This window comes from Cyanobium sp. CH-040 (assembly GCF_024346135.1).
Lineage (GTDB): Bacteria > Cyanobacteriota > Cyanobacteriia > PCC-6307 > Cyanobiaceae > NIES-981.
The window spans coordinates 1-24925 of the sequence record NZ_JAGQCJ010000006.1 but is presented as its reverse complement, the minus strand read 5'-3'; the positions used below and the strand labels follow the sequence as shown (position 1 = coordinate 24925).

At 62.2% G+C, this 24925-nt stretch carries 26 protein-coding genes and 1 tRNA gene; 17 read left to right on the top strand and 10 right to left on the bottom strand.

The window, feature by feature from the left end; genetic code table 11:
* Positions 1-2: 2 nt before the first annotated feature.
* Together KBY90_RS07165 and KBY90_RS07160 are read right to left on the bottom strand one after the other, a co-directional pair.
* Complete coding sequence (locus KBY90_RS07165; RefSeq protein WP_254967842.1) at positions 3-125, bottom strand: photosystem II protein Y; 123 nt, start codon at positions 123-125, stop codon at positions 3-5.
* Between the two features lie 77 nt (positions 126-202).
* The gene (locus KBY90_RS07160) at positions 203-775 is read right to left on the bottom strand and encodes a gamma carbonic anhydrase family protein (RefSeq protein WP_254967841.1); all 573 of its coding nucleotides are present in this window, start codon (positions 773-775) and stop codon (positions 203-205) included.
* A 122-nt stretch (positions 776-897) separates the two neighbouring features.
* On the opposite strand from KBY90_RS07160, the gene KBY90_RS07155 reads away from it, so the two are divergent.
* Positions 898-969: transfer RNA gene (locus KBY90_RS07155), tRNA-Lys, on the top strand.
* Positions 970-1227: 258 nt separating this feature from the next.
* Positions 1228-1656, top strand: a complete 429-nt coding sequence (locus KBY90_RS07150; protein WP_254967840.1) for an EamA family transporter — start codon at positions 1228-1230, stop codon at positions 1654-1656.
* A gap of 26 nt (positions 1657-1682) precedes the next feature.
* On the opposite strand, the gene KBY90_RS07145 is transcribed toward KBY90_RS07150, so the two are convergent.
* A complete protein-coding gene (locus KBY90_RS07145) occupies positions 1683-2075 on the bottom strand; it encodes a molecular chaperone DnaJ (protein WP_254967839.1) in 393 nt (130 codons plus the stop codon).
* Between the two features lie 154 nt (positions 2076-2229).
* Here KBY90_RS07145 and KBY90_RS07140 point away from each other — a divergent pair, with 154 nt between their 5' ends.
* Together KBY90_RS07140 and KBY90_RS07135 are read left to right on the top strand one after the other, a co-directional pair.
* A complete protein-coding gene (locus tag KBY90_RS07140; RefSeq protein WP_254967838.1) occupies positions 2230-2475 on the top strand; it encodes a FitA-like ribbon-helix-helix domain-containing protein in 246 nt (81 codons plus the stop codon).
* Entirely contained in the window at positions 2472-2873 is a 402-nt protein-coding gene (locus KBY90_RS07135) for a type II toxin-antitoxin system VapC family toxin (protein WP_254967837.1), read from the top strand. Before KBY90_RS07140 ends, KBY90_RS07135 begins: the two co-directional genes overlap by 4 nt.
* On the opposite strand, the gene KBY90_RS07130 is transcribed toward KBY90_RS07135, so the two are convergent.
* Positions 2858-2980, bottom strand: a complete 123-nt coding sequence (locus KBY90_RS07130; protein ID WP_254967836.1) for a hypothetical protein — start codon at positions 2978-2980, stop codon at positions 2858-2860. The genes KBY90_RS07135 and KBY90_RS07130 overlap by 16 nt on opposite strands.
* A gap of 323 nt (positions 2981-3303) precedes the next feature.
* On the opposite strand from KBY90_RS07130, the gene KBY90_RS07125 reads away from it, so the two are divergent.
* Positions 3304-3765 carry a hypothetical protein gene (locus KBY90_RS07125; protein WP_254967835.1) on the top strand — a complete coding sequence of 154 codons (462 nt, stop codon included), beginning with the start codon at positions 3304-3306 and terminating at the stop codon, positions 3763-3765.
* Between the two features lie 50 nt (positions 3766-3815).
* On the opposite strand, the gene KBY90_RS07120 is transcribed toward KBY90_RS07125, so the two are convergent.
* From KBY90_RS07120 to KBY90_RS07105, 4 genes are all read right to left on the bottom strand, one after another.
* Positions 3816-4559 carry an aspartate/glutamate racemase family protein gene (locus KBY90_RS07120; RefSeq protein WP_254967834.1) on the bottom strand — a complete coding sequence of 248 codons (744 nt, stop codon included), beginning with the start codon at positions 4557-4559 and terminating at the stop codon, positions 3816-3818.
* Positions 4560-5035: 476 nt separating this feature from the next.
* On the bottom strand, positions 5036-5257 hold the full coding sequence (locus KBY90_RS07115; RefSeq protein ID WP_254967833.1) for a hypothetical protein: 222 nt from the start codon (positions 5255-5257) through the stop codon (positions 5036-5038).
* A 19-nt stretch (positions 5258-5276) separates the two neighbouring features.
* A complete protein-coding gene (locus tag KBY90_RS07110; protein ID WP_254967832.1) occupies positions 5277-5585 on the bottom strand; it encodes a chaperone modulator CbpM in 309 nt (102 codons plus the stop codon).
* Positions 5578-6492: a DnaJ C-terminal domain-containing protein gene (locus KBY90_RS07105; protein ID WP_254967831.1), complete on the bottom strand. Its 915-nt coding sequence runs from the start codon at positions 6490-6492 to the stop codon at positions 5578-5580. The genes KBY90_RS07110 and KBY90_RS07105 overlap by 8 nt, the downstream gene beginning before the upstream one ends.
* A 432-nt stretch (positions 6493-6924) precedes the next feature.
* On the opposite strand from KBY90_RS07105, the gene KBY90_RS07100 reads away from it, so the two are divergent.
* The 10 genes from KBY90_RS07100 (at position 6925) to brxL (ending at position 22786) form a co-directional block, all read left to right on the top strand.
* Positions 6925-7740, top strand: coding sequence for a BrxA family protein (locus tag KBY90_RS07100; protein WP_254967830.1), 816 nt, complete (start codon positions 6925-6927; stop codon positions 7738-7740).
* Positions 7737-8345: a DUF1788 domain-containing protein gene (locus KBY90_RS07095; protein WP_254967829.1), complete on the top strand. Its 609-nt coding sequence runs from the start codon at positions 7737-7739 to the stop codon at positions 8343-8345. The genes KBY90_RS07100 and KBY90_RS07095 overlap by 4 nt, the downstream gene beginning before the upstream one ends.
* Entirely contained in the window at positions 8342-11827 is a 3486-nt protein-coding gene (brxC, locus tag KBY90_RS07090) for a BREX system P-loop protein BrxC (protein ID WP_254967828.1), read from the top strand. Before KBY90_RS07095 ends, brxC begins: the two co-directional genes overlap by 4 nt.
* A gap of 50 nt (positions 11828-11877) precedes the next feature.
* Positions 11878-15393 carry a BREX-1 system adenine-specific DNA-methyltransferase PglX gene (gene pglX / locus KBY90_RS07085; protein WP_254967827.1) on the top strand — a complete coding sequence of 1172 codons (3516 nt, stop codon included), beginning with the start codon at positions 11878-11880 and terminating at the stop codon, positions 15391-15393.
* Positions 15394-15456: 63 nt separating this feature from the next.
* Positions 15457-16710, top strand: coding sequence for an AAA family ATPase (locus KBY90_RS07080; RefSeq protein WP_254967826.1), 1254 nt, complete (start codon positions 15457-15459; stop codon positions 16708-16710).
* A 32-nt stretch (positions 16711-16742) separates the two neighbouring features.
* The gene (locus tag KBY90_RS07075; RefSeq protein ID WP_254967825.1) at positions 16743-17231 is read left to right on the top strand and encodes a hypothetical protein; all 489 of its coding nucleotides are present in this window, start codon (positions 16743-16745) and stop codon (positions 17229-17231) included.
* A 109-nt stretch (positions 17232-17340) separates the two neighbouring features.
* Positions 17341-19887 carry a BREX-1 system phosphatase PglZ type A gene (gene pglZ / locus KBY90_RS07070; protein WP_254967824.1) on the top strand — a complete coding sequence of 849 codons (2547 nt, stop codon included), beginning with the start codon at positions 17341-17343 and terminating at the stop codon, positions 19885-19887.
* Between the two features lie 81 nt (positions 19888-19968).
* Complete coding sequence (locus KBY90_RS07065; RefSeq protein WP_254967823.1) at positions 19969-20229, top strand: type II toxin-antitoxin system Phd/YefM family antitoxin; 261 nt, start codon at positions 19969-19971, stop codon at positions 20227-20229.
* Positions 20226-20624, top strand: coding sequence for a type II toxin-antitoxin system VapC family toxin (locus KBY90_RS07060; RefSeq protein WP_254967822.1), 399 nt, complete (start codon positions 20226-20228; stop codon positions 20622-20624). The genes KBY90_RS07065 and KBY90_RS07060 overlap by 4 nt, the downstream gene beginning before the upstream one ends.
* 5 nt (positions 20625-20629) lie before the next feature.
* Positions 20630-22786, top strand: a complete 2157-nt coding sequence (gene brxL / locus KBY90_RS07055) for a BREX system Lon protease-like protein BrxL (protein WP_254967821.1) — start codon at positions 20630-20632, stop codon at positions 22784-22786.
* Between the two features lie 19 nt (positions 22787-22805).
* Here the strand turns inward: brxL and KBY90_RS07050 are convergent, their stop codons facing one another.
* Entirely contained in the window at positions 22806-23672 is an 867-nt protein-coding gene (locus KBY90_RS07050; RefSeq protein ID WP_254967820.1) for a hypothetical protein, read from the bottom strand.
* Between the two features lie 185 nt (positions 23673-23857).
* Between KBY90_RS07050 and KBY90_RS07045 the strand changes: the two genes are divergently transcribed.
* Both KBY90_RS07045 and KBY90_RS07040 read left to right on the top strand, forming a co-directional pair.
* Entirely contained in the window at positions 23858-24100 is a 243-nt protein-coding gene (locus KBY90_RS07045; RefSeq protein ID WP_254967819.1) for an AbrB/MazE/SpoVT family DNA-binding domain-containing protein, read from the top strand.
* A complete protein-coding gene (locus KBY90_RS07040; RefSeq protein WP_254967818.1) occupies positions 24097-24513 on the top strand; it encodes a type II toxin-antitoxin system VapC family toxin in 417 nt (138 codons plus the stop codon). The genes KBY90_RS07045 and KBY90_RS07040 overlap by 4 nt, the downstream gene beginning before the upstream one ends.
* 92 nt (positions 24514-24605) lie before the next feature.
* Here KBY90_RS07040 and KBY90_RS07035 read toward each other — a convergent pair whose 3' ends face one another.
* Complete coding sequence (locus KBY90_RS07035; RefSeq protein ID WP_254967817.1) at positions 24606-24767, bottom strand: hypothetical protein; 162 nt, start codon at positions 24765-24767, stop codon at positions 24606-24608.
* Between the last annotated feature and the right edge of the window lie 158 nt (positions 24768-24925).

Here is a 24925-nt window from a genome sequence, read left to right as displayed (position 1 = left end):
CGTCAGGCGCGGGCCCGCTTGATCATCAGCTGCACCTGGCCCACGGCGGCCCGGCCGATGTGGAACACGGCCCAGCCGGCGGCCAGAACGATCGGAGCGGCAACCAGCACCAGCCGAAGGTCCATGGGGAGCGCGGGAGAAAAGGTGGCGCGATCCTACGGACAGCAGCCCACCGGGCGGTGCGCTTCGCAGTGTTTGGCAATCAGGCCGGGGCCGTCGCCGCCGATCCGGCCGGTGGGAAGCCCGGATCGGCGCTGCGGCCGGCATGGGCCATGGCCAGCTGGCGGTAGCGGCGGGCGTGCTCGCGCTGGCCCGCCACGGCCTCGGCGCTGAGCTCCCGCTTCACCTGGGCCGGGGCCCCCATCACCAGGGCTGCGGGGGGCACGTCGCGGGTCACCACCGCCCCGGCCGCCACCAGCGCCCCGGCCCCCACGGTCACCCCGTTGAGCACCACGGCGCCGATGCCGATCAGGCAGCCGTCCTCCAGGGTGGCCCCGTGCACCACGGCGCGGTGGCCGATGGTGACGTCGGCGCCGATCAGCACCGGCTGGCCCGGATCGCCGTGCAGCACCGCCCCGTCCTGCACGTTGCTGCCCTCGCCGATCACGATCGGGCACACGTCCCCGCGGGCCACCGCCGTGGGCCAGAGGCTGGCGCCAGCCGCCAGGCGCACGTCGCCGATCAGCACCGCCGACGCGGCCACCCAGGCGTCCGGGTGCACCTGCGGGTCCGGCCAGGGGGCGGCGTGACCGTCGCTGGACGGAGCATGGGACATGGCTGGCGCGGGCGGCTGGCGGAACGGCAGGCCATTGTCCTCGCCCCGGTGCGGCACCCGGCCGGGAGCGTTTGGAGACGGCCGCCTCCGGGTGATACGGTCACCCGGTGCCTGATCGGCGCGGGTCGCTAGCTCAGCGGTAGAGCACTCGGCTTTTAACCGATTGGTCCTGAGTTCGAATCTCAGGCGACCCATTTCGTCAGAGATAAGGATTCCCGGTCGGATCGCTTGTGGCAGTTGGCCCGGGATCGCAACCCGATTGCTTGCTTTCAGGGTCTGCTTTCGCGACACGGGGATCTTCGGGGTGAGGGCATCAGCATCGCCACGGCCGCCAAGGCCAGGGCCGCCACGCCGCGTTGGATCCCCAGGCCATACGGAGTCGTGCAACCCAGCTCCGGCCGGCCTGGAAGCGCTCCTACCTTCGGGAGGCCAATCCCCTGGTTCGAGGCGCCGTGCAGACCTGGCAGCTCTGGGCCGCCGCTGCGGCGTTGTCTGCAGCAGTCACAGCGGTGCTGATCAAGGTGGGTGTGCAGGGGATCGATGCGGGGCTGGCCACGCTCTTCCGCACCCTGACGGTGGCCGTGGTGCTGGGCCTGCTGCTGCTGGCCAGCGGCCAGCTCGCCTGGGATGAGCTGCGGCAACTGGCTCCCCTGAGCCTGGGCGCACTGGCCCTCTCCGGCCTGGCGACCGGTGTGTCCTGGACCTGCTACAACCGCGCGCTGCAGCTGGGGCCGGTGGCGGGGGTGGCGGCGATCGACAAGCTCAGCGTGGTGCTGGTCGCCCTGCTGGCGATGGTGCTCCTGGGCGAGCAGCTGGACCTCAAGGGCTGGCTCGGGGTGGTGTTGATGGGGGTGGGCGCCGCCCTGGTGGCCTGGGCGTGATCCGGGGCCGCTTCCGGCGGCGGAGGTCAGCTGAGGGAGCGGCCCAGCAGCAGATCCCGCGCCCCGTTCACCAGCTGCATGGTGCTGTGCTCGCCGCCGCGGTCGGGGTGGTGCTCACCGGCGCAGCGCTTCCAGGCCTGGTTCACCTGCGCCTCGCTGAGCCGGCCGGAGAGCGGCAGGTGCAGCCGCTGGCGGGCGACGATCGCATCGAGGTCAGGGTGCTTGCCCAGCGGGCCCCAGTCGGCCTTGCTTAGGGCATGGCTGCGCTTGCTGCCCGCCTTGCTCTTGCGCTTCTCCCCGGCGCCGGCGCTGCTGAACCCCCTGGCTCCCCCAGCATCCGCGCTCTGCCGCTGCTGCCCGGCTTCGCGTCTGGCGGTGGAGAGCACGACGGCCGGCCGCTCCAGGGTCGTTGTGGACATGACACACCTCAGTGATCTCCAGCTTGGTGCAGCGTCAGGGCCGCAGCTCGGCGCCGCTGAACAGGATGCCGTAGGCCATCAGCGCGCCTCCTGAACGGCCAGGCAACCAGAACGGTTCCATACTGGTGGCACCGCCGTTGATCAGCTGGATGCCATGGCCAAGACCCTCACCCTCAAGAACCTGCCCGACGCGTTGCACGCGCGGCTTGCCGCAGCCGCCAAGCGGCATCGCCGCAGCCTCAACAACGAAGCGATCGTCTGCCTGGAGGCAGGCCTTGGGGCGCCTTCTCCATCCGTTGAGGAAGAGCTGGCGGAGATCAGAGCCCTGCGCGAAACCCTCGCCCCCCGCATCTTTGATCCTGAGGAGATCGATGCCTTCAAGCATGAGGGGCGGCCTTGATCGTTGTTGACACCAACGTGGTGGCCTATCTGCTCCTCCCCTGCCCCCACACCGAGCTGGCAGAAGCGCTGCGCCGGCAGGATCGCCAATGGGCCACGCCGCCGCTCTGGCGCAGCGAGTTCCGCAATGTTCTGGCGCAGCACGTTCGGCGAGATCTCCTGCAACTGGCTGATGCCATGGCCCTGATGCAAACAGCTGAGTCTCTGCTTTCGGCGCATGAGCATGCCGTGGCATCGGAGCAGGTTCTGCAACTGGTGAGCATCAGCAACTGCAGCGCCTACGACTGTGAGTTCGTTTCCGCGGCGCTCCAGCTCGAAGTGCCGCTGATCACGGAGGATCGGGCCATCCTGAAGGCGTTCCCGGCGATCGCGAAGCCCCTGCATCAACCCACCTCCTGAGGCCAGGGGTGGATCGCACCTGCCGGCTCCACCCGGTGGATCTGCAGCGCGAAGGTGCGGCGGATGGGCTCGGGTTCGCGCTCCAGATCGCTGTCGATGGTGAGCAAGCGCTGCCCCCAGTACTGACGGTTGTCCTCCAGCTGGGGGCGTTCACATGCATCAGTTCCTGGCTGTTCCTCGCCCGCAGCTACCGCAACCAGCGGCCCGCGGGTACAGACCAAAGCGGGCCCTATCTGTTCGCCAACGCCTGCTATCCCAACGCCACCCTGCAGGGCGGCCTGGGGATCGGGATGCAGAACCAGGCGAACACGCTCTACAGCAATCCCTACCTGCGCACACCTCGCTCACCAACGCGCGCGACTGGGGTGTGCTCACGCCAGGCGGCAGTGGCCCCCGGCTGCACTACCTGTCCTGCATGGTGGCGGGAAGCATGACGACGACCGCTACCGCTGCTCAGCCCTTCCAGGGAAACCGGCTGAACTTCCCAGGCTTTCCCACGCTCTACCAGCTCGGCACCTTCAGCACGGTCAACACCTCGCTGAGCAGCGATGACGTCCTGTTCTGCTTCCTGCCGGAGGAGCACACGGTTCCCGCCGACTGGCTGCCGATGGCTGATGCCTTCCCCTGGGGGGCACCGGTGGCCTTCGGCTGCACGCTGCACGCCCAGCCGCGAGCGGAGCGGATCGGTCAGCTCTCAGCCTTCACCCCCGACGGGCAGACGGTGTTCTGGCCGCAGATGGTGAGCGCGGCCGAGGCGGCAAGCCACCCCTTCTACCTGCGCTTCGCGCCGCAACTGGTTGGTGGCGGCGGCGGTGGAAGCGGCGGGTCCAGCCGCCCCGTGCTGGGGTGCTGTAGCCACGGCGGGGTGAGCTGCTGGCTGACGCGCCGCTGAGTGCAGGCGCGAGTCACCTCCGCGCGCCGACGAACGCTGCTGAAGCTGGCTCAGGGCTTGCGGCTCAATGCCCGCTCCACAGCCGCCTCAGCATGGATCGCCATCGTGTCAAAGGTCGGAACGGAGAGATCCTTCTGATTGATCAGCAGAGGAATCTCCGTGCAACCGAGAACAACACCCTGTGCTCCGGACTCCTTGACCAACCGCTCTGAGATCTCGATGAAGCGTGCTTTCGCCTCAGGAGTGAATTTCTCCACAGATAATTCATCAAAGATTATCCTGTTAATGTATTCGCGATCAGCGAGATTCGGCGTAACCACGTCAATTCCAAAGTTGCGCTTCAGGTGATCACGGTAAAACGGCGCCTCCATGGTGAACTTGGTGCCGAGCAGCACGACTTTTTTGATCCCCGCCCGGCGGATTTCCTGGCCAGTGGTGTCGGCAATCTGCAGCACGGGAATGCCAACGCTACTTTCGATCAGGTCGGCAGTGGAATTCATCGTGTTTGAGGCGATGACGATGAAGTCTGCGCCACCACGCTTGAGGCGGCTGGCGGCGTCGAGCATGATTGATCGCAACGCAGTCCAATCACCCGCTTCGGCTAGTCGCTCATTTCGCGAAAACTCGCCGAACTCGATGGAATACATCAGAACACGTGCTGAGCTGTTGTCGCCAAAGCGTTTCTGGACGCGCTTGTTCATCATTCTGTAGTACTCAATCGATGACACCCAGGTGATCCCTCCGATCAAACCAATTGTCTGCATGCCGGCGGCAGGCGCAGGCGCAGGTGCCACGGCCGTTGGCGCACTGGCTGCAGGTTGCACAACGGACTGAGCCCTAACGACAGATGGCGCCAGAGGCCACAGTGTCAATGCCACCAGGAGCGGGGCGAGACCGGCAGAGCAGAGGGGAAGCGGGCTTGGTTTCATCGGCCTTCCTCGTGTTGAGTCGCCTTGGGCAATTCCTCAGGCGGTGATCCAAAGCTGTCGTCGCCGGTGCAGATCTCAGCACCTCTCTCTAGCATTGGCACGCGTGTTGCTTATTGGCTCACTGCTCTTCTTGAGAGAAAGTTCTGAAACGTCCCTTCACAATGCGCAAGGTGGTGGACAGCGCACAAGGCAGCTGGTCACAGCAGCTCCAGCCTGCTGGCCTGGGCTTGATCCTGCAGGCAGCTCCAAAGCCAGTGCCGATGGCGGCGGATGTTGCCGATTCGGGGATCTGTTGAAGCCTGGTGAGACTTCACTGCGGGCGAACCGGCAGCGGCCCGGGTTCAGTCGTTGAGCAGATCGAAGATCGCCTTCTGCAGATCCTGCGACTGCTCCAGTTGATCGAACACCCAGGCCATCGCGGTGGCCGGTTCCTTGAATCCCAGGGCGGCGCAGAGCCGCTGGATGACCTCTGAATGCTGCTCGTAGAGGGCGAGATCACCCACCGTGCGCACGCTCAGGTGCCGGGTGATCAGCGATGCGGTGGGGAGATCGGAAGCCTCCATGGCAGCGGCCGTTCAGGCCTCAGCGGGGCAACAGGCACTCTAATTCCCGTAACCGCTGCTCCAGTGCCTCGATCTTCTCCAGGTAGGTGAGGGCCAGGGCCATCCCGGGTGGATTGAGCCCGAAGGCGTCCCGCAGCTTCACCACGCGACGCGCCTGGTGGACCACGCGGGAGTGGAAGCGCCAGCCTGTCTCGCCCTGGCTGGTTTCAAAGACGCCGAACTCCACCAGCTCCACCAGCTCCTCATGGGCCAGTCCTGAGGCCGCGAGCAGTTCTGCCGTCTCCACCGGCGTCTCATCGTCCGCGGGGGTGAGGAGATCGTCAGCCATGGCTCGACCCTCCACTGAACTGCGCGCGGGGCTGGAAGGAGGACGCTGTCGCCAGTTCACGATAGAGCTCCTGTTCACGCTCGCTGATCTCCTTGGGAACCACGATCTGCAGCACGGCGTAGAGATCCCCCGCACCCTCACCCCGCCGCGGCAGGCCTTTGCCGGCCAGCCGCAGTTTCTGGCCCGCCTGGGAACCCGGCTTCACGGTCACCTGAACGCGGCCATCGAGGGTTGGAAGCTCGATCTGGCCCCCCAGGACTGCTTCCCAGGGGGCCAGCGGCAGCTCCAGATAAAGGTCATGGCCGACCGGGCGGAACAAGGGGTGGGGCAGCAGCTCGATGTGGAGGTACACATCCCCGGCCGGACCGCCGCCGATGCCGGGACCGCCGCGCCCGGGGATGCGCAGCCGCTCACCATCGACCACTCCTTTGGGCACGCGGATGCGCACATTGCCGCCCGGCCGCTCCAGGGTCACCTGGGTGCCGCGGCACACCTCGTCAAGACTGAGCTGGGCGACGGCCTCGATGTCGTGGCCGCGGATGGGGAAGTCCACCCCACTGGGGCCGCTTCGCCGCTGGGAGGAGCGGAACCCCATCTGCTGGAACAGATCGGAGAGGTCCACCTCCTGGTGCGGCTGGCCTTGCCAGAAGCGGGTGTCCCACTCCGGGGGCGGACGGAACTCCTCGCCGGGACGGTGGCGACCGAGGTCGTCGTAGGCCTGACGCTTCTCCGGATCGGAGAGGGTCTGATAGGCCTCGCTGATCTCCTTGAAGCGCGCCTCGGCTCCCTCCTCCTTGGAGATGTCGGGGTGGTACTGGCGGGCCAGGCGCCGGTAGGCCTTCTTGATCTCCTCCTCGCTTGCGCCCCGCTCAAGGCCGAGGCTCTCGTAGTAGTCCTTGAACTTCATCGAGGGGTCACACCACGTGGCCGCGGGTTCATGGCCCCATCCTCACGCGAGCCAGGGGGGAGTTCTGCGCCATCGACGGGCATCGTGATCGGAGCGGCGACCACTGCTGCCTGAGATTGACTTGGCGACATCGGTCCCGAGGAGGTGGATGGTCCTCCGGCTGAACAAACTCATTGCCTGCATGCAGGGTCTGCGGGATCTCTGCTTGCTGAAGGCCAGGTTGGCCCTGCTTCCGCAGAGCCGGGGCGCCGCAGATCGTGACCGGAACCATGCGGAAATTCCATTGACGTGCTTCTTCGCAGGTGGGCTGGCGCCCAGGGCCGACACAGGCCATAGCTTTTCTGGCATCAAACCGGCTCAGCAACAAGCGTTTTGGCTTTCACGGCCACCACCCCAGTGCCAAGATCAGCCAGGAGCCGCTTGCTGATCGTCTTGGCCCGTCCAGCCGAGAAAGCTCCCCGCTACTGCCTCAGTTTCACGGCGGCAGGCCTGCGGCCTGAGTTGGCTGCCGTGATCGCGGGCATCCACCTGGAGGAGCAAGGCGACTGGGCTCGCACCAAGGCAGCGGTGCTGGAGCGCAACGCTCTGCAGGTCCGCTCGGCCAGCACGGGCAAGCGACTTGAGTCTGAACTGCGCCAACGACTGCAGCGGCTCACCACCCGCCAGCTGGAACTGCTGGCCCGGGGAACCAGCGATGATCGCAGCGCCATGGCCTGGCTGGCTGTCCTCAAGCGCATTCAGATCGCGGCGGACCTGACCAGACAGGTGTTGCTGGAAAAGCTCAGCGGCCTGGATCCGATGCTGCGCCGTTCGGACATGGCGGCTTTCTATGAGGCCTGCGAGCGCGCCCACCCCGAACTGGCAGCCCTGGCACCCTCGTCCCAGCAGAAGGTGCGATCAGCGCTGCTGCAGATGCTGCGGGATGCCGGTTTGCTGGCCGGCAAGGCGGGCAAGGGCGGAACGCTGGGCTGCGTGCAACGCCCGCTGGTGTCACCGCAGGTGCAGGGGGTGTTGGAGGACGACGATCCGGCTCTGCTGGCAGGCTTCCTGCTGAGCCCCGCTACTCGGATTTCGAAGGCTGCAAAGGCCAAAGCGGTGAAACCCAAGCCCTCAGCAACAGCGGCCTCCAAGCCAGCGCCAAAAGATGCAACCAAGCCTGCAGCCATGCCCGCGGCGAAGGCTGCACCTAAGACCTCACCCAAGCCTGCTGCCAAAAAGGCAAGCACCGCTCGGAGGAAGGCGGCATGAGCAGCGTGAGCGGCCTCGACAAGCGCCTGCAGGAGATCCTCGCGCGGCCCGAGTTCCTGGAGATGCGGGGCGTGGCCAAGGAGGTGCCGATCTTCATTCAGACCTACAGCCCCGCAGATGATGACCAGTTGCGGTTGGTGGTGCGGGGTGTGGAGCAGCACCTGCGCAAGCAGGGCCTGCGGGTGAAGCACGTGGACCTCTTTGAGCTGGTGCTGCAGCTGCTGGAGGCCAAGGGCTACCTGGATGTGGTGCTGCAGGAGGAGGCGAGCTGGAGCAAGAGCGATCTGTTCGACACCCTGCAGAACGTGGCTGAACCCACCAGCGCCCTGGTGCCCAAGTTGATGGAGGAGCTTGGGGATGCGCAGATCAGCCTGATCACCGGTTCAGGGCGGGTGTACCCGTTCCTGCGCACCCACACCATCCTCGAAGCCCTGCAGCCCGCGATGGTGCGCCATCCGGTGGTGATCTTCTTTCCGGGTGAGTACTCGCAGGACGCCGACGGCGGCTCCTACCTGCGCCTGTTTGGCACCAGCACCGCCAGCAAGATCGAAAACCCGCATTACCGCGCCACCAACCTCGCCTACTTCGACATCAAGAGCTCATGACTACCACCACCATCCGCGAGCTTTTCGCCAAGCCGGTGGATCGCCCGATCGACGGAGTGATCAAGGCTGACGACCAGCGTCATCTCGACGTGGAACTCGACGAGTACGTCGTCACTCGGGAGGTGAGCAAAGGGCTTGGGGCTTTTGCTGATGCGTATCTGCATAACCCTACCGCCAATGGCGTCTGGATTTCGGGCTTTTACGGTTCAGGAAAGTCTCACATTCTTAAGATGCTTTCCCTGATGCTGGATAGTGAGAAGCGCGTTGGCGAGCAGGGCACCAGGCCGGCTGAAATCCTGCTACCCAAGGTGGAGGATGAAATAATACGTGCAGACCTCAAGAAGGTGGTGGCGATCCCGGCCCGCAGTATCCTGTTCAACATTGATCAAAAGTTTGATGGTATAGGGGGGCAAAACAAGTCGTCAGTACTAGAAGTTTTCATGAAGGTGCTGAATGAGTTGCAGGGCTACTACGGCAACCAGGGCTACGTGGCCCAGTTCGAGCATGACCTCAACAGGCGCGGCCAATTCGCGGCATTCAAGCAGACCTATGAGCGCGTCAACGGCCGCAGCTGGGAGAACGATCGCGATGCCCTGGCCACGGTGACCAAGCGCAGCTTCGCGAAGGCCTATGCCGAGCAGTTCGGCGGCAGCGAAGATGATGCGGTGAATGTGATGGATGACGCCAAGGGCAGCTATCGCCTCTCTATCGAAGGCTTTGCTGCTCGAGTGAAAGACTACCTTGACAGCCAGCCGCAGGGCTTCCGTCTCAATTTCTTCATCGATGAGGCTGGTGAATTTGTAGCTCAGCACCGAAGTCGACTACTCAATCTACAAACTGTGGTGGAGAGCCTCGCCACCGCCACCGATGGACGGGCCGCGGTTTTCATTACCTCCCAGGCTGACCTAGAAGGGATTCTGGGGCAGGTAAGGTTTGAGCAGGCTAATGACCTGAGCAAGATCCAGGGCCGCTTCAAGACCAAGATCACCCTGGCCAGCGCAGATGTGCAGGAGGTGATCCAGCGGCGCCTGCTGGCCAAGACCCCGGATGAACCGGAGCAGTTGGTCACGATCTATGAGCAGGAGAAGGAGAACTTCACCACCCTGTTCCGCTTCGGGGATGGCTCGATCCAGCTGAAGGGCTGGAGCGACTGTCAGGCCTTCTGCGGGCTCTACCCCTTCCACCCGTATCAGCTGAGCCTGTTCCAGCAGGCGATCCAGAGCCTGGCGACCCACAGCATCTTCGAGGGTCGAAACATGGCCACAGGAGAGCGCTCAATGCTCTCGGTATTCCAAGAGGTGGCCAAGGCGATCAAGGAACTGCCGGTGGGGCGGCTTGCGAGCTTTGACCAGCTCTACGACGGCATCCGGGATGTGATCCGGGCCGACAAGCAGCAGACGATGGTGACGGCCCAGAACCAGGTGGCCGCGCTAGAGCTGCGGGTCCTCAAGGCCCTGTTCCTGCTCAAGTGGGTGCCGCAGTTCAAAAGCACGGCACGCAACATCGCCATCCTGCTGATCCAGGAGCCCAACTTCGACATCCGCGCCCATGAGCAGGCGGTGAAGGATGCGCTGATCAACCTGGAGAGCCAGAGCTACCTGCAGCGCAACGGTGAGGTCTACGAGTTCCTGACCGACAAAGAGAAGGATGTAGAGCAGGAGATCAAGCGCACGGAGGTGTCCGACTCGGAGGTGATCAAGGCCCTGCATCGGATCGTATTTGACGACGTGCTGCGCAGCAACAAGATCCGTTTTGAGGACAACGGCAACGACTACTCGTTTGCCCAGAAGATCGACGACGGCCTGATTAAGGGCAAGGACACCGATGTGGCCGTGAACCTGGTGACGCCGGAGCACCCCAACTATGGCAACGAGGCGATCCTTCACAGCCGCAACTTGGGCGGCACTGAGCTGATGGCGGTACTACCGGGCAAGGAGCGATTACTGGAGCAGATCCGCAGCCAGCTGAAAACCGATCTCTACGTCCGCCAGAACAGCGGCAGCGAAGACGAAGCCTTGAACGCCATCCTGGCGATTCGCGCCAAGCAGAGCGGTACTCGCCGCCAGGAGATCACCCGCCTGGCCGAAGAGCAACTGCGCACGGCCGCGCTCGTGGTGAATGGTCAGACCCTCTCGGTTGGGGAAGGCGATCCGAGAACCCGGTTCAGCAAGGCCTACCAGGAGCTGATCCGCTCGGCGTTCCCCAAGCTGAAGATGGTGCATGGGTCGTTCAGTGAAATCACCGTGGCCGCGGTGGTGAAAGATCAGGACGATCTGCTGGATGGCCTGGCGGTGCAGCTGTCGGAGGCCGAGCAGGAGGTGCTGGTGGAGGTGGAGCGCCAGCAGAAGCTGGGCGAGCGCCAGAGCGCGGAAGACCTGGTGCGCAAGTTTGAGGCGCGGCCATACGGCTGGAGCAACTGGGCCACGCTCACCTTCATCGCGCGGCTGTACCGGCTCGGAAAGCTGGAGCTGCGCGAGAAGGAACTGCTGAGCAGCGTGGAGGTGATCGATGCGCTCACCAACAGCCGCAAGCTGGGCGGCGTGAGCGTGCGCAAGCAGGAGGTGTACGACACCAGCACGATCAATGCGCTCAAGAGGTTCCACCAGGACTTGTTCAACGTGCAGAGTCCCGGCACCGATGCGCGCAGCACCTGCGAAGCGTTCCGGATGGCGATGCGTGAGGAAGCGCAGGACCTGCGCGACCTGGCCGCACAGGCGGGCACCTATGCATTTCTGGCTGCGGTGAAGCCATGGGCCGAGGAGGCCGAGGCGATGGCCAAGAAGGACGACGGCTACCTGCTCAACCAGCTGGACACCTTCAAAGACAGCTGGCTCGATGCGGAGGAAGACCTGCTCACCCCCCTGAAGCAGTTCCTCAACGGCAACCAGAAGGCGGTCTACGACCAGGTGAAGGCATTTGAGTCCCGCTACGGCGATGAGTTCGCCGATCTGCCGGCCGATCTGGTGCAAGCCCTGAGGGCATTGGTCAGCAGCGAGAAGCCCTATGCCGGCGGCCTGATCCCCCAGGCCAACAACGCCATGGGCGAGCTGCAGAAGCAGCTGGAGCAACGGCTGCAACAGGCCAAAGCTGACGCCCTTCAGCAGATCACTGAGCAGGAGGCACGTCTCAAGGCCGACACCGACTTCCAGAAGCTGGATGAGGAGCAGCAAGCCCAGGTGCTCGCCCCCACAGCTCAAGCCAAAGCCGATGTGCAAGGCGCCAGCAAGCCGGGTACTGCGCTCTTGAGGCTGAACCGGTATCGGGCGGACGAGGTGCCCAAACAGCTGCAACGCATGGCGGCTCTGGCAGCTCCCAAGGACGCTCCGGCGCCTGCAGCGATCACGGTGGTAGCGGCCTCATCCCTGAAGGTGAGCTGTCCGCTGAGCCAGATCACCACCAGTGTCGAGCTACAGCAATGGCTTGATGCCTTGCGCGCAGCCGCCCAGGCCGAGCTCGATCAGGGCCACCGGATCAGCCTCTGATCGCAACCGCAGTCTTTTCTCCAAACCTCCCACCGATCCACTCCTGATCCATGCCCGTCAACACCGCCGCCCTGAAGACCTTTGCCCCGGCAATGCGCCGGCAACTCCTGGAGGCGGTGGGCCGCAAGCTCGATCTGCTGCTGCACAGCCAGACCCCCGACACCCTCAGCACCTACGCCAAGCAGATCGCTGAACTGCGCGAGCAGGAAGCGGAGAACCGAGAGCAGCTGCTTGAGCGGGTGGCCTACACCTGGTTCAATCGGCTGTGCGCGCTGCGCTATCTGGATGCCCGGGGCTGGCACCCGTTTGGTTGCAAGGTGTTGATGCCCGCAGGTGACGGAGAAACCCAGCCGGAACTGCTCAAGCTGATGCTCGCGGGAATCCTCCCTTCTGAGCTGAAATCACACACAGTCGAAGATCGGCTATGTAGTCTGCTGGATGGCCAGATCCCCACCGCAATCAATGGTGCAGATCCACAGGCGGAGGTATATCGAGAGCTCGTACTGGCCAGTTGTCGATTCTACCACCAACAGTTGCCTGATCTGTTTGAGGAACTGGATGACGCAACTGAGCTCTTACTGCCCGACGATGTGCTAACTGATGCCTCAATTACTGCTGAGCTCAAAAACTCGATCTCCGATGACGATTGCCAAGACGTAGAGATTCTGGGTTGGTTGTACCAGTTCTATATCTCGGAAAAGAAGGATGAGGTGATGGCTCGCAAGAAGGCAGTGCCCAGTGAGGACATCCCTGCGGTCACCCAGCTCTTCACCCCGCACTGGATCGTCCGTTACCTCGTCGAAAACTCTCTAGGCCGTCTCTGGCTGCGCTCTCGGCCGAACTCCCGTCTCAAGGAGCACATGCCTTACTTCGTCGAGGATCCCGATGGGCAAGCACCGGAGGATAGTCTCACCGTTGCCTCGCCCCAGGACATCAAGCTCCTCGACCCCGCCTGCGGCTCCGGCCACATGCTCACCTACGCCTTCGATCTGCTGGTGAAGATTTACGAGGAGGAAGGGCATGCACCCAGCGAGATATCGGAACAGATACTCAGCCACAACCTTTTCGGCCTCGAAATCTGTCCCCGCGCCTCCCAGCTTGCCAACTTCGCGCTCCACTGCAAGGCCCGCGAGCAATCTCGCCGCGCTTTCCGCAGCCCCCTGAAGCCTCAGGTGATGTGCCTGCGTAATGTCGTCCTCACCCCGGACGAGGTCAAGGGCTTCACCGACGCCACCGGCACCCGTTTCAGCCAAGACGAACTTGCTCAGATCCACCAGTTCCGAGAAAACACCCAGACTTTCGGCTCCCTCATCCAGCCCGTCCTCGATGGGGAGAAACTCGCCGCACTGAAGGCGAAGATCGGCGAACAGGCGCCGGCCGAAGACTTGCTTGCACAGACAACCTACCGCAAGCTTCGACGCGTCCTCAGTCAGAGCGAGATGCTCAGCCAGCGATATCAGATTGCAGTCCTAAATCCACCATATCTAAGCCGGCTTCCCTCCGCTCTAAAGACCTTTTTGGAAAGCAACTTCACGCACTACAAGAGCGACCTTTTTGCCGCATTTATCGCGCGCGCAAAGGCTGCTACCGACAAGCGAGGCCTTCTCGGATTTATGACGCCATTTGTTTGGATGTTCATATCCTCTCACGAGAAACTAAGGTCGCTTATTTTGGAAGAAAGCACTTTGACGTCTCTGGTTCAGCTTGAATATTCCGGATTCGATGGCGCGACAGTTCCAATATGCATTTTCACCATAGAAAATCTTCCTCGCTCCACCTACAGCGGCGGGTTTATAAGGCTTGCTGATTTCAGAGGATCTCAACAACAAGGCCCACGAGTCCTAGAGGCAATCCGGAATCCTGAGTGCGGGTGGTTTTATCGTGCGTCTGCGAACGACTTCAGAAAGATACCTTCGTCTCCTATTGCATATTGGATAAGCGACTCAGTTCGAGATCTATTCAAGAATCCTCCGATCTCCTCAAAATATAAATGCAAAGAGGGAGTCGGTACGCGCAATGACGATTTATTCCTAAAAGTCTTTTGGGAAGTGGGAGCGAATAGCATCGGGGAAGAAAAGCGATGGATTTTAAGCGACAAGGCCGGCGAATATCGGAGGTGGTTCATGGGGATGTCCTATGTGATGGACTGGGAGGACAATGGAAAGCGCATCAAGAATTACAAGAACCCGGATGGGTCGCTTCGCTCAAGACCGCAGAATCTTCAGTTTCTCTTTAGAGAAGGAGTAAGTTGGGGGAAAATTGGAAGCGGAATTTCAAGTTTTCGGTTTCGCCCTAAAGGATTTTGCTTCAATGATGCAGCTCCAACTGCGTTTGGCGAGCGGCTCCCAGAATTGTTAGCGATGCTGAACTCAAAGTTAGTTCGCCACTTGCTAACGATTAGAGGAAGTACATTGAACTTGACCACGGGAGTCATTGATGATTTGCCAATTCTTTTCGACCGTCTTGACGAGTCCAAATGCAGCGCTTTGACTCAAACAAGTCGATTGGCCATATGTCTGTCTTCAGATGACTGGGACAACTTTGAAACCAGCTGGGATTTCCGAGATCTGCCGCTGCTGCGCTTCTGCGATTGGGAAGTCGAGTCAGGCCTACCCGGCGGAGCATGGAAAGGCCGCACCCTCGCCGAGTCGTGGGCCAACTACCGCGCCTACTGCAATGCAGCCATTCGGCGCATGCAGGAGCTGGAAATCGAGAACAACCGCTTCTGGATCGACGCCTACGGTCTGCAGGACGAGCTGAACCCCGAAGTCCCCGAGGACGAGATCACTCTAGCCCGCGCCGACCAGCGTAAGGACATCACTGCCTTCCTCTCCTACGCCATCGGCTGCATGATGGGCCGCTACAGCCTGGATCAACCTGGCCTGATCCTGGCGGACTCCCACGACAGCCAGGCCGCCCAGCTCGCCGCCTACGAAGAAAAAGTAGGCAGGCCCCTCTCAGAAGTCCAGTTCAAGCCGGACGCCGACGCCATCCTCCCCGTTCTCGACGACGAGTGGTTCGAAGACGACATCGTCGCCCGCACCCGCGAATTCCTGGAGGTCACGTTCCCCGAGAGCACTGTCACCGAAAACCTCCGCTTCATCGAGGACTCGCTCGGCAAAGACATCCGCAAATACTTCTGCAGCGAGTTCTACAAGGATCACCTGCAGACCTACAAGAAGCGGCCGATCTACTGGATGGTACAGAGCCCCAAGAAGGGCTTTGCCTGCCTCATCTACTTGCACCGCTACACCAAGGACACCCTCAACCAGGTGCTCAACAACTACTTCCGGCCCTACCTGCAGAAGCTGGAAGCTCGCCTGGCTCAGCTCGGTCTCGACCAGCTCAACGACTCCTTGCCCACCCGCGAACGCACTACTGCCCGCAAGGAGGCCGAAAAGATCACCAAGGTGCTCAAGGAGTGCCAGGCCTGGGAGCAGGACGCTCTGTTGCCCTTGGCCCAGCAACGCATCGAGCTCGATCTCGATGACGGCGTGAAAGTGAACTACCTCAAGCTGCAGGACGTGCTGGCACCGATCCCTGGGTTGGCGGCGAAGGAGGACTGAGGACTAAACTTCAAATGAACTGGAGCCCATTGAGCATCTTTACTTCTTGCCCTTCATAATGTCGTGAAACTCAAAACCGTCAGCCTTGAAAACTTTAGGTCCAAAAGCTCTTCTACCATGGAGCTTGGATCACGGTTAACCTTGCTGATCGGTGAGAATGGATGCGGTAAGACTTCATTCTTAGACGCCATTGCAATCGCTTTTGGTGAGGTTCTAACATTCCTTCCTGAAGTCAAAGGCAAGGGGTTTAGCGCCCGCGGTGATATTCGCCAAGTAAATGGCAAGCTATCCCCTTACGTGAGAGTCAAGGTGGTAGCGGATAATGACTTGACGTGGGACCGCGTCCAGAGGCGAGACAAGAGTCAACGAACCGCGAAGCAAGTCCCAGCGGGGATTGGAGTTAAGCTTCTTCACCAATATCTACAGGAATCAATTCTTGATCCCTGGAATGCCGGGGCACCTTTTAATTTGCCGGTCATTGTTCAGTATGGAGTCGGGCGGGCCCTGCTTGATGATCTTCCCATGAGGCGAAGAGGATTTCCCAAGCAATTTAGCCGCTTTGAAGCATTGGCAGATGCTCTTAACTCTACGAGTCGATTTCGATCTGCTTTTATCTGGTTCTACAACAAGGAAAATGAGGAGCGACGTCTTCAACAGGAACGCAGAAGCTTTGATATTACCCTGCCAGAGCTTGATGCAGTTCGAAGGTGTGTATCTACATTATTCCCCGACTTGTCAGATCCACACATTGCCATCAACCCCCTTCGATTCGTAATAACGCAAGATGGCGAGAAACTTGAGATAGACCAGCTCAGTGATGGTTATAAGACTATGCTAGGGCTAGCGGTAGATCTCGCTAGGAGAATGGCAGCCGCCAACCCTCACATGGACGATCCATTGGCCGCCGAGGCAATTGTCATGATTGACGAGGTTGATCTTCACCTTCATCCTGCATGGCAGCAGCGCGTTATTTCTGATCTCTTGAATTGCTTCCCTAATACTCAATTCATCTTGACTACGCACAGCCCGATCGTGGTTGAGGGCGTAAATAATCTACTAATGAGATATTGCGTCAATGATCTTATAAATGAAGATGAAGCTAATGATGACATCAAGACGATTCGTGCGCTTTACCCCTTGGATCCGAGCGAGACGAGAACTTATCAGATTACGAGGGATGGCGAAACGGCACTTATGGATATGGACGAACTTCTTACGGCTGACAGCTTGATTGACTACTTCAACCAAGTCTCGGGTCTATTTGACAAGATGCGGGACCTGGAAACTGGGGCAGAGAAAACTGGTGGCGACGAATAATTAAGCCGATGGCAGGTTTAATTCCACAATGCATGTCCGATTGCATCTGCACCTCGAACGGTATACCTTGTAAGCTGTGCTGCGACAGTCTTTGCTTTGAAGAAAAAGGGAAGCACGTAAAACTGATTCCCAGAAAAGCCGAACGCGCTATCGCCTTGGCGCTTGACCAGTGCATCTTTCGGGACAATGACTTGAAATGCGACGGTCTTTTCGTACTATCTCAACCTAATAAGTCATATGTCCTTCTTGTTGAGCTCAAGGGAGTCGACATCCCGCATGCTTATGAGCAAATTGCCTATGTACTTAACAGCAGACCGGAATACCGGAAAATTCTCGATCACGTACGAACAAATACTACTGGAAGGCTGGTGCAAAAGTCGTTCATCGTCTCAAACGGAGTTCTTGGCGCAAAAGACAAGCGGAAGCTTGAAAGAAGCTGGAGCATCCGCCCGGTTTTGATTGCAGGCCAAAAGCCCGCAGACAAGGCTCCAGATCTACGAGATCAAAAGTATTTGGGGTGATGATATGAGATTGGGGCACATTTATGAGGTTGGCATTTGGTTCTGGCGTCCTTACCGCCAATACCCAAGCACTCCCTTCTTATTGCGGTTTATCTAGAAGTTCTGATCTATGGGTGCCTCCTCCCTCGCCACCAGCCGCATTCACGAGAGCCTCGACGCAGCTCTCGCGCGTAAGCGCGTGGTGCTCTGGTATGACCCCAACGGCGAGTGGGCCTCCGAATTCGATGACTACCAGCCTGCACAGGCCGAGAAGCTGCGGGTGGAAAACAACGAGTTCTCCGTGAAGGTGGCGATCAGCCGCGCCCCCCTCGACCAGCGCTTCCTCTTCTATATCCCTTGCGCCAAACCAGCCGAACCCGATAACTGGCTGCTGGATCTGCTGCTGGCGGGCCATGAGTTCACGGCCGATCGCGCCTCCCTCGACATCCAGGAAGCGGGCCTGACGCTGGAGTTCAAAGAGCTGGCCCAGGAGCACAAGGCCTTCTTCCGCTCGCCGGTGCGCACCACCAAGCTCAAGGACCTGCGGCGCCCCAACGACGACAAGACCGCCGTGCGGCTCAAGATGCTCGCTGTGCTGGCCAAGCAGCCGCCCGACATCGACAAGCTCTTGCTGCATGCCTTCGGGCAGCTGGATCCGGCCAACCCCGATGGCGATGACCCGGTGGAGGCCCTCTATGGAAGCCACCAGCTGAGCCGCTATTTCTGGAAGGCGGTTGGCGAGAAGTTCGGCTACGCCAGCCCCGAGCCAAACCTGCGCGACTTCGCCGTTGCCCTATTCAACAGCGTGAGCTCAATCGGGCCGGATGGAGACCTGCTGCCCCACGCCCGGGTGTTTCTGAGTATCTGGAAGGACAGCCTCAGCGCAAGGAGTGCCTTTGAGCAGTGGAGCGATCACCTCGCCGGAGTGCTGCGCGTGGAGGAGCAGCTCAACGACGCGCCAGATGGGTACGACCCAGACGATGACGACAGCTACGAGCTGATCGAGCGCTTTGTGCTCAGCCGCCTGCTGCAGCGTTTCCAGGGCGACGCCTCAGACGCTGAGCTGCTGGATGCGGTCCGTAACCGCAGCAGCTCCTGCTGGTTCGAGAAGCACCTGCACGGCTACCGCGCCCTGGAGCAGGCCATCACCTTCCGCCAACTGCAGGCGAAGGCTGATCTGCAGGTGCCCGGTTTCGAGGAGGGTCTGCAGCGCTACTGCAACAGCTGGTGGCGGCTGGATCAGGCTTACCGGCGCTGCATCTTCCATGCTCGCACCTACCAGCAGCCCACCCTGTTCAAGCCATTGCGGGAGTGGCTGGAGAACCAGTACGTGAACAACGTGCTGCTGCCGCTCACCAACCGCTGGAGCGATCAGGTGAGCCAGCTCAGCAGCTGGAGCTCCACGGCCTTGCCGCGGCAGAAGGAGTTCCACATGCGCTACGTGCATGCACCGCTGGGCGCCAAGAGCCTCAAGCGCCTGTTTGTGGTGATCTCCGATGCCCTGCGCTACGAGGCCGCCCGCGACTATGCCGAGCGCCTCAATAGCCAGGCGGGCAAGGGCTGGAAGGCCGAGGTGGATGCCCTGCTGGGGGTGTTGCCCTCCTACACCCAGGTGGGCATGGCCGCCCTGCTGCCGGGTGCTCAGCTCGGCATCAATCCCACCGATGGCACCGCGGTGGTGGACGGCCAGAGCGCCTCCGGCACCGACAACCGCGACAAGATCCTCAAGGCCTATGCCAACGGCCGCGCCAAGGCGATCCAGGCGGAAGACTTCCTCAACTTGCCCACCACCAAGGAGGGGGCTGAACTGATCAAGGAGCACGACCTAATCGTGGTGTATCACAACCGCATCGACCGGATCGGCGACAAGCGCGACACGGAAGCCGACACCTGCCAGGCCGTGGAGCAGGCCTTCGAGGAGCTGGATGCCATCCTGCGCAAGATCAGCAGCCTCAAGGGCAGCCAGGCCGTGATCACCGCCGATCACGGCTTCCTGTTCCAGCAGGAACCGGTGGATGCCAACGACCGCTCGGAGTTCCCAGCTGCCAAAGAGCTCACCTTCAAGAACCGCCGCTTTGCCCTGGGCACTGGCATCAAGCCCAGCGCCGGGCAGAAGGTGGTCACGGCCGCTGAGCTGGGCCTCAGTGGCAGCTGGCAAGCGGTGTTCCCGCTGGGCCTCGATCGGTACCCACGCTCAGGCTCTGGCTCACGCTTCGTGCATGGCGGCACTTCCCTGCAGGAGGTGGTGGTGCCCGTGATCCGGCTCAAGCGGGAGCGCAAGGACGAGAGCCGCGTGGTGGAGGCCGAGCTGCTGCGGGTGCCCGCCAAGATCACCATGGGCAAGCTGAGCTTCGGGCTGTTCCAGCTGGAGCCCGTGGAACCCCGCAAGCGGTTGCCGCTGCAGCTGCGCATCGGCCTCTACGCCAAGGCCGATGGCGCCCTGCTCTGTGCCCACCGCACAGTGCTGCTCGATTCCGCCGCCAGCGAGGCCCGCGAGCGCGAGCAGCAGGTGGTGCTGGAGCTCTCCAACGCGGCCGGCGACTACAACAACCAGACCATGGAGCTGCGCCTGGAGCAGATGCTGGAGGGTGTCAGCCAGCCCCAGGCCTACAAGACTGTGGACCTGAAGCTGCAGCGGCCCTTCGGCAGCGACTTCGACGACTTCCGATGGCCTTAGTCCATGCCTAAACTAAGCAGGTCATCCGCTGGCGGCGCCATGGATTCAGTGCCATCTGCAGCGCACGGGACTCCACGTGTCGTGAACGTGCATCAGGCCAAGACCCACCTCTCACGCCTGATCGATGACGCCCATGCCGGCGAGACGATCCTGCTGGCCAAGGCCGGCAAGCCCTGGGCGCGGCTGATGCCCCTGGCGCCACCGCCGGCCCAACGCATCCCCGGGCGTCTGCGCAGCCAGGGCCCTCTGAGCAACCCCGATGCTCTGCTGGAGCCGATGGCAGCTGACGAGCTGGCCAGCTGGGAGTCCGGGCCCCTCCTGCCTGAAGGTCTCCAGCCATGAGCGATTCACCAGGCTACTTGCTCGACAGCCATGTACTGCTGTGGTGGTGGTTCGATCCGGAGCGCCTCACTGAACCGGTGCAGACCCTGCTCGCTGATCCAGCCACCACGGTGTTGGTGAGTGCGGCCACGGTGTGGGAACTGAGCCTCAAGCACCACCAGGGCAAGTTGCCGGAGCTGGCGCAGGCCATCGGCGATCTGCCAGGGCTGCTTCAGGCCGATGGCTTCCAGGCCCTGCCGATCGCCCTGGCCCATGGTGTTCGCGCCGGCGCCTACAACCAGCCCCACCGCGATCCCTTCGATCGCATGCTCGCCGCCCAGGCCGAATTGGAGCGGCTGGTGCTGCTCACCGCCGATCCCCAGCTCTCCACCTTCCCCTGCCGCACCCTCTGGTGACAGCCATGGCCCCGAGCTCACCCCCAGCCGCCCACAGCCCCCTGGATCAGAAGATCCTGGAGCACTTCTCTGGCCTGGTGGTCCGCAAAGACCTGACCACCGAGCTCAAGCAGAACGCGGTGGTGCCCACCTACGTGCTCGAGTACCTGCTGGGCCAACACTGCGCCACCGACGACCCAACCGTGATCAGCGAAGGGTTGGAGTCGGTGCGCCGGATTCTCGCCAAGCACTACGTGCACCGCAACCAGGCGGAGCTGGTGAAATCCACGATCAAGGAGCGCGGCACCCACAAGGTGATCGACAAGCTCACCGTGGAGCTCAACGACAAGGGTGGCTTCTACGAGGTGGAGTTCACCAACCTCGGCCTCAAGAAAGTCCCCATTGATGTGGACTTCATCAAGCGCTATCCCAAGTTGCTCGTCGGCGGGATCTGGGCGATTACCGATGTCGAATACGAGCTGCCCACCGACCCCAAGGCCAGCCCCTGGCAGATCTCCAGCGTCAAACCGATCCAGGTGGCCGGCGTCAACCACGAGGAGTTCCTGGAGGCCCGGGCGCAGTTCAGCACCGACGAGTGGATGGACGTGCTCATGCAGAGCGTGGGCTTCAACCCCGAGCCGTTCACCCGGCGGGGCAAGCTGCTCACCCTGATCCGGCTGATCCCCTTCTGCGAGCGCAACTACAACCTGCTGGAGCTCGGCCCCAAGGGCACCGGTAAGTCGCACGTCTACGCCGAGTTCTCGCCCCACGGCATGTTGATCTCGGGCTCGGAGGTCACTGCCCCGAAGCTGTTCGTGAGCAATGCCAACGGCAAGATCGGCCTGGTGGGCTACTGGGACTGCATCTGCTTCGACGAGTTCGCCGGCAAGGACAAGCGTGTGGACAAGACGCTGGTGGACATCATGAAGAACTACATGGCCAACCGCACCTTCTCGCGCGGCATCGAGCAGCTCTCAGCCGAGGCCTCGATGGTGTTCATGGGCAACACCCAGAAGTCGGTGGCCTACATGCTCAAGCACTCCCACTTCTACGAGCCTCTCCCTGACAAGTATATCGATTCGGCCTTCATCGACCGCATCCACGCCTTCAACCCTGGCTGGGAGGTGGCGCCAGTGCGCCATGAACTGTTCTGCACTGGCTATGGCTTTGTGGTGGACTACATCGCCGAGGTGCTCAAGCACCTACGCACCGAGGACTACACCGGCCTCTACAAGCCGTTCTTCGAGATCAGCTCCGAGGTGTCGACCCGTGACCAGACAGGATTCGAGAAGACCTTTTCCGGGCTGATGAAGATCATTCATCCGGACGGCAAGGCCAGCAAGGAGGAGATCGCCGAGCTTCTCGAGTTCGCCATGGAGTGCCGCCGGCGAGTACGGGAGCAGATCCTGCGGATCGACACCACTTTCAAGCCTCACGACTTCATCTACCGAGATCTGGAGACCGGCTGCGCTGTCACCGTGCTCACCCCGGAAGAGCAGCAATACCCGGCTTTCGCGGGACTCCGGCCGATTGCATCGCCAGCAGGTGGTGACGCTCCTGAACCCAACCCAGGGGAGGGAAGCCAGGGTTCAGCACCAACACCATCAACACCCAAGCCCGGCGCTGATCCCAGCCTCCCCTCGCCGGCTGCGTCTGGCCCGGCTGATGACGCCTCAGAGCAACCGGACCCCTCACCCCTGAAGGAGCACCATCTGGTGGTGCCCGAGAACTCCAAGGGCTGGAGCTACCGGCGCCTGTTCGGCGACTACCTCCGCGGTGCCAGCGGCATCATCATTCGCGACCCCTACATCCGTGCCTTCCACCAGATCCGCAATCTGGTGGAATTCCTGCGGATGGTGAATGAGATCACCCCGGTGGGAGACGAGGTGACCGTGCATCTGATCACCGGCTCTGATCAGGAGTCGATGGAGAAGCAGATCGAAAACCTGGCCCAGGTGCAGGAATCCTTTGCGGGCACAAGCACCCCCTTCAGCTGGGAAATCGATGCCAGCCCCAACTTCCATGCTCGCAGCATCACCACCAACACCGGCTGGAAGATCACTCTTGACCGGGGGCTTGATCTGTTTCAGTGGTTCGAGTTCTCGCCGTTCAATGCAGCGGCGGTGGTGCAGGAAGCTCGCTTGGTGAAAGGATGTGAGATTAATTACGTAGCCATTGACTAGACAGTCTTCCAGCCGAACGCTATCGGACATCTCTACCTCCATCGCAAGCCATGCCCACCTGAGCGCGCAGCAACCGCAGGCCCTGCCGTGCCGCCCTGGTGTTGACCGCTCCCTGGGGCAACAGCAGCCAGAGCTGCTCCAGCAGCGGCGGCTGCTCCCCCAGCGGCACCAGTCCATTGCTCTCCAGCCAGCTGGGCTCCACCAGGCCCGGGCAGATCGGCATTGCCAGCCGCCGGTCCCGCGCTCGTTTCACCCAGGCGGCCGGCTCCTGGCAGGCCGCCGGCTGCTGCTCCGCCCCAAAGCCATGCCAGGCCATGGCCTGATGCAGCAGGGGAGCGGCACCCTTGCGGGGCAACAGCACTCGCCGCGTCTGGGGGGCACTGGCCACCAGCTGCAGCTCCAGCTGGCCCAACGGCAGGGCCGTCAGGCCGTCCCAGTGGAGGGATTGGTCTGCGCCGAGCAGCTTCTCCAGACTGAACGAGCTGACGATCGCCCCATCCAGCAGGCCGTGGCGCACCAGCTCGGCCCAGTGCTCGGCGCTGCGGCAACGGGGCGGCACCCGCTGCACCCCTGCCATGCCGAGCAGCAGGCTCTGGTGCAGCACGTCGGTGCCGATGCGCAGCAACCCCTCCATCAGCCGGTGCTCGCGGTAGGCCAGGCGCAGGTGGAACAGGCAGGGGTTGTGCCCGTGCCGGCACACCGGCGAGCCCTGCCCCGGCACCAGCCGGAGCTGCTGCTGCATCAGCTGCAGGCTGCGGCACACGGTGGATTGGTGCATGGCAAGGGCGATGCCGGCCTTGGCCTGGGACCCTGCCAGCTCGAGGAAATCGAGGATGTGCAGGTCTTCCAGCGGCGTGGGCGGGGCGTAGGCGTTGGCGCGGGCCACAGGCGGCGGGACGGTGCTGAGGGCAGCGTCAGCGGCCTGCTGGGCTGCACTCCGGTTTTTCGTGCGAAAGAGTGGAAGGCTCTCCTGCCCTGAGCCTCCTTCTGGATGGCAGCGGTTCTCCCGCTCGCCGCTGGCCGCCACACAGGCCCTCTCGTCTTACCAGGCAATACCTGCTTGGTTCGGCCGTGGATGCCTCCAGCACCAGCTCGATCACCAGCAAGGGCCAGGTCACCATCCCCAAGGCCCTGCGCCAGCAGCTCGGCCTGGCCCGTGGCAGCCGCGTCAGCTTCCAGCTGGTGGGCGACCACATCGAGGTGCGGCCCTGCAGGCCGCAGCAGCCCTTGCCTGTGAGCGGCTTCGGGATGCTCAAGAGCAAGCGCCCGCCCGTGCCGGTGGACTTCGATGCCGCCAGCCTGCTGCGGCCATGATCGGGCTCGACACCAAGGTCCTGGCCCGCTACTTCGTGGAGGAAGCCGACGCCGATGAGGCCACGCAGGCCCAGCGTGAGGCAGCTCGCCAGCTGATCGAATCCGGCCAGGATCTGTTTCTGCCCAAGACCGTGGCCCTGGAGCTGGTGTGGGTGCTGCGCGGCTACTACGGCATCCCGGTGGAGCAGGTGCTGCGGGTGCTGGATCAGTTGCTTCTCAACCCCTGCCTTGTGCTGGAAGACCGCCCCGCCATGGAGCAGGCGGTGGCCGGCTTGCGATCAGGCCTTGATTTCGTCGACGCCCTCCATCACGCCAGTTGCCGGGACTGCGAGGCGATCGCCTCCTTCGACGATCGTGGCTTTGCACGGCGCATCCGCGATCTCAACCTGCCGCCTCGCGTGGTGGTGCTGTAGCCGCACATCAAGGAACCGACCGGTTCATCCCAGTCCCAACGGGCTGCGGGCCCGCGTGAAGTGGACCCAGAGACCGGTGTCGGGCGGCAGGGTCACCAGGCGATGTCCTGATCCCGCTGGTGATCGCGTTCCTGCTCCGCCTCGAAGCCCTCCAGCTCCACACCCCATTCGCCGCTGAGGAACCGCTGGGCGATCCGGGCGCGTCGCCGCCGCTGCAGGGCCTCCTCCCTCAGGCAACGGATCGCAGGCCCCATCTTGCGCTCACCGATGAGATCCAGGATTTCGGTGGGGTTCCCCCGATTTCGTGGACACCGATCAGGGGTTCACAGGGGTGAGTGTACGGGCAGAAATGAACTGCTGCTCATAGTCGATCGGGCTGAGGTAACCGATCGTTGAATGGCGGCGCTCGCGG

Bases quoted from the DNA above. Each gene is read 5' to 3' on its own strand.
- KBY90_RS07165 (WP_254967842.1), bottom strand. From the start codon at position 125: ATGGACCTTCGGCTGGTGCTGGTTGCCGCTCCGATCGTTCTGGCCGCC.
- KBY90_RS07160 (WP_254967841.1), bottom strand. From the start codon at position 775: ATGTCCCATGCTCCGTCCAGCGACGGTCACGCCGCCCCCTGGCCGGAC.
- KBY90_RS07145 (WP_254967839.1), bottom strand. From the start codon at position 2,075: ATGTCCACAACGACCCTGGAGCGGCCGGCCGTCGTGCTCTCCACCGCC.
- KBY90_RS07140 (WP_254967838.1), top strand. From the start codon at position 2,230: ATGGCCAAGACCCTCACCCTCAAGAACCTGCCCGACGCGTTGCACGCG.
- KBY90_RS07125 (WP_254967835.1), top strand. From the start codon at position 3,304: ATGACGACGACCGCTACCGCTGCTCAGCCCTTCCAGGGAAACCGGCTG.
- KBY90_RS07115 (WP_254967833.1), bottom strand. From the start codon at position 5,257: ATGGAGGCTTCCGATCTCCCCACCGCATCGCTGATCACCCGGCACCTG.
- KBY90_RS07110 (WP_254967832.1), bottom strand. From the start codon at position 5,585: ATGGCTGACGATCTCCTCACCCCCGCGGACGATGAGACGCCGGTGGAG.
- KBY90_RS07105 (WP_254967831.1), bottom strand. From the start codon at position 6,492: ATGAAGTTCAAGGACTACTACGAGAGCCTCGGCCTTGAGCGGGGCGCA.
- KBY90_RS07095 (WP_254967829.1), top strand. From the start codon at position 7,737: ATGAGCAGCGTGAGCGGCCTCGACAAGCGCCTGCAGGAGATCCTCGCG.
- brxC (WP_254967828.1), top strand. From the start codon at position 8,342: ATGACTACCACCACCATCCGCGAGCTTTTCGCCAAGCCGGTGGATCGC.
- pglX (WP_254967827.1), top strand. From the start codon at position 11,878: ATGCCCGTCAACACCGCCGCCCTGAAGACCTTTGCCCCGGCAATGCGC.
- KBY90_RS07075 (WP_254967825.1), top strand. From the start codon at position 16,743: ATGTCCGATTGCATCTGCACCTCGAACGGTATACCTTGTAAGCTGTGC.
- pglZ (WP_254967824.1), top strand. From the start codon at position 17,341: ATGGGTGCCTCCTCCCTCGCCACCAGCCGCATTCACGAGAGCCTCGAC.
- KBY90_RS07060 (WP_254967822.1), top strand. From the start codon at position 20,226: ATGAGCGATTCACCAGGCTACTTGCTCGACAGCCATGTACTGCTGTGG.
- brxL (WP_254967821.1), top strand. From the start codon at position 20,630: ATGGCCCCGAGCTCACCCCCAGCCGCCCACAGCCCCCTGGATCAGAAG.
- KBY90_RS07040 (WP_254967818.1), top strand. From the start codon at position 24,097: ATGATCGGGCTCGACACCAAGGTCCTGGCCCGCTACTTCGTGGAGGAA.
- KBY90_RS07035 (WP_254967817.1), bottom strand. From the start codon at position 24,767: ATGGGGCCTGCGATCCGTTGCCTGAGGGAGGAGGCCCTGCAGCGGCGG.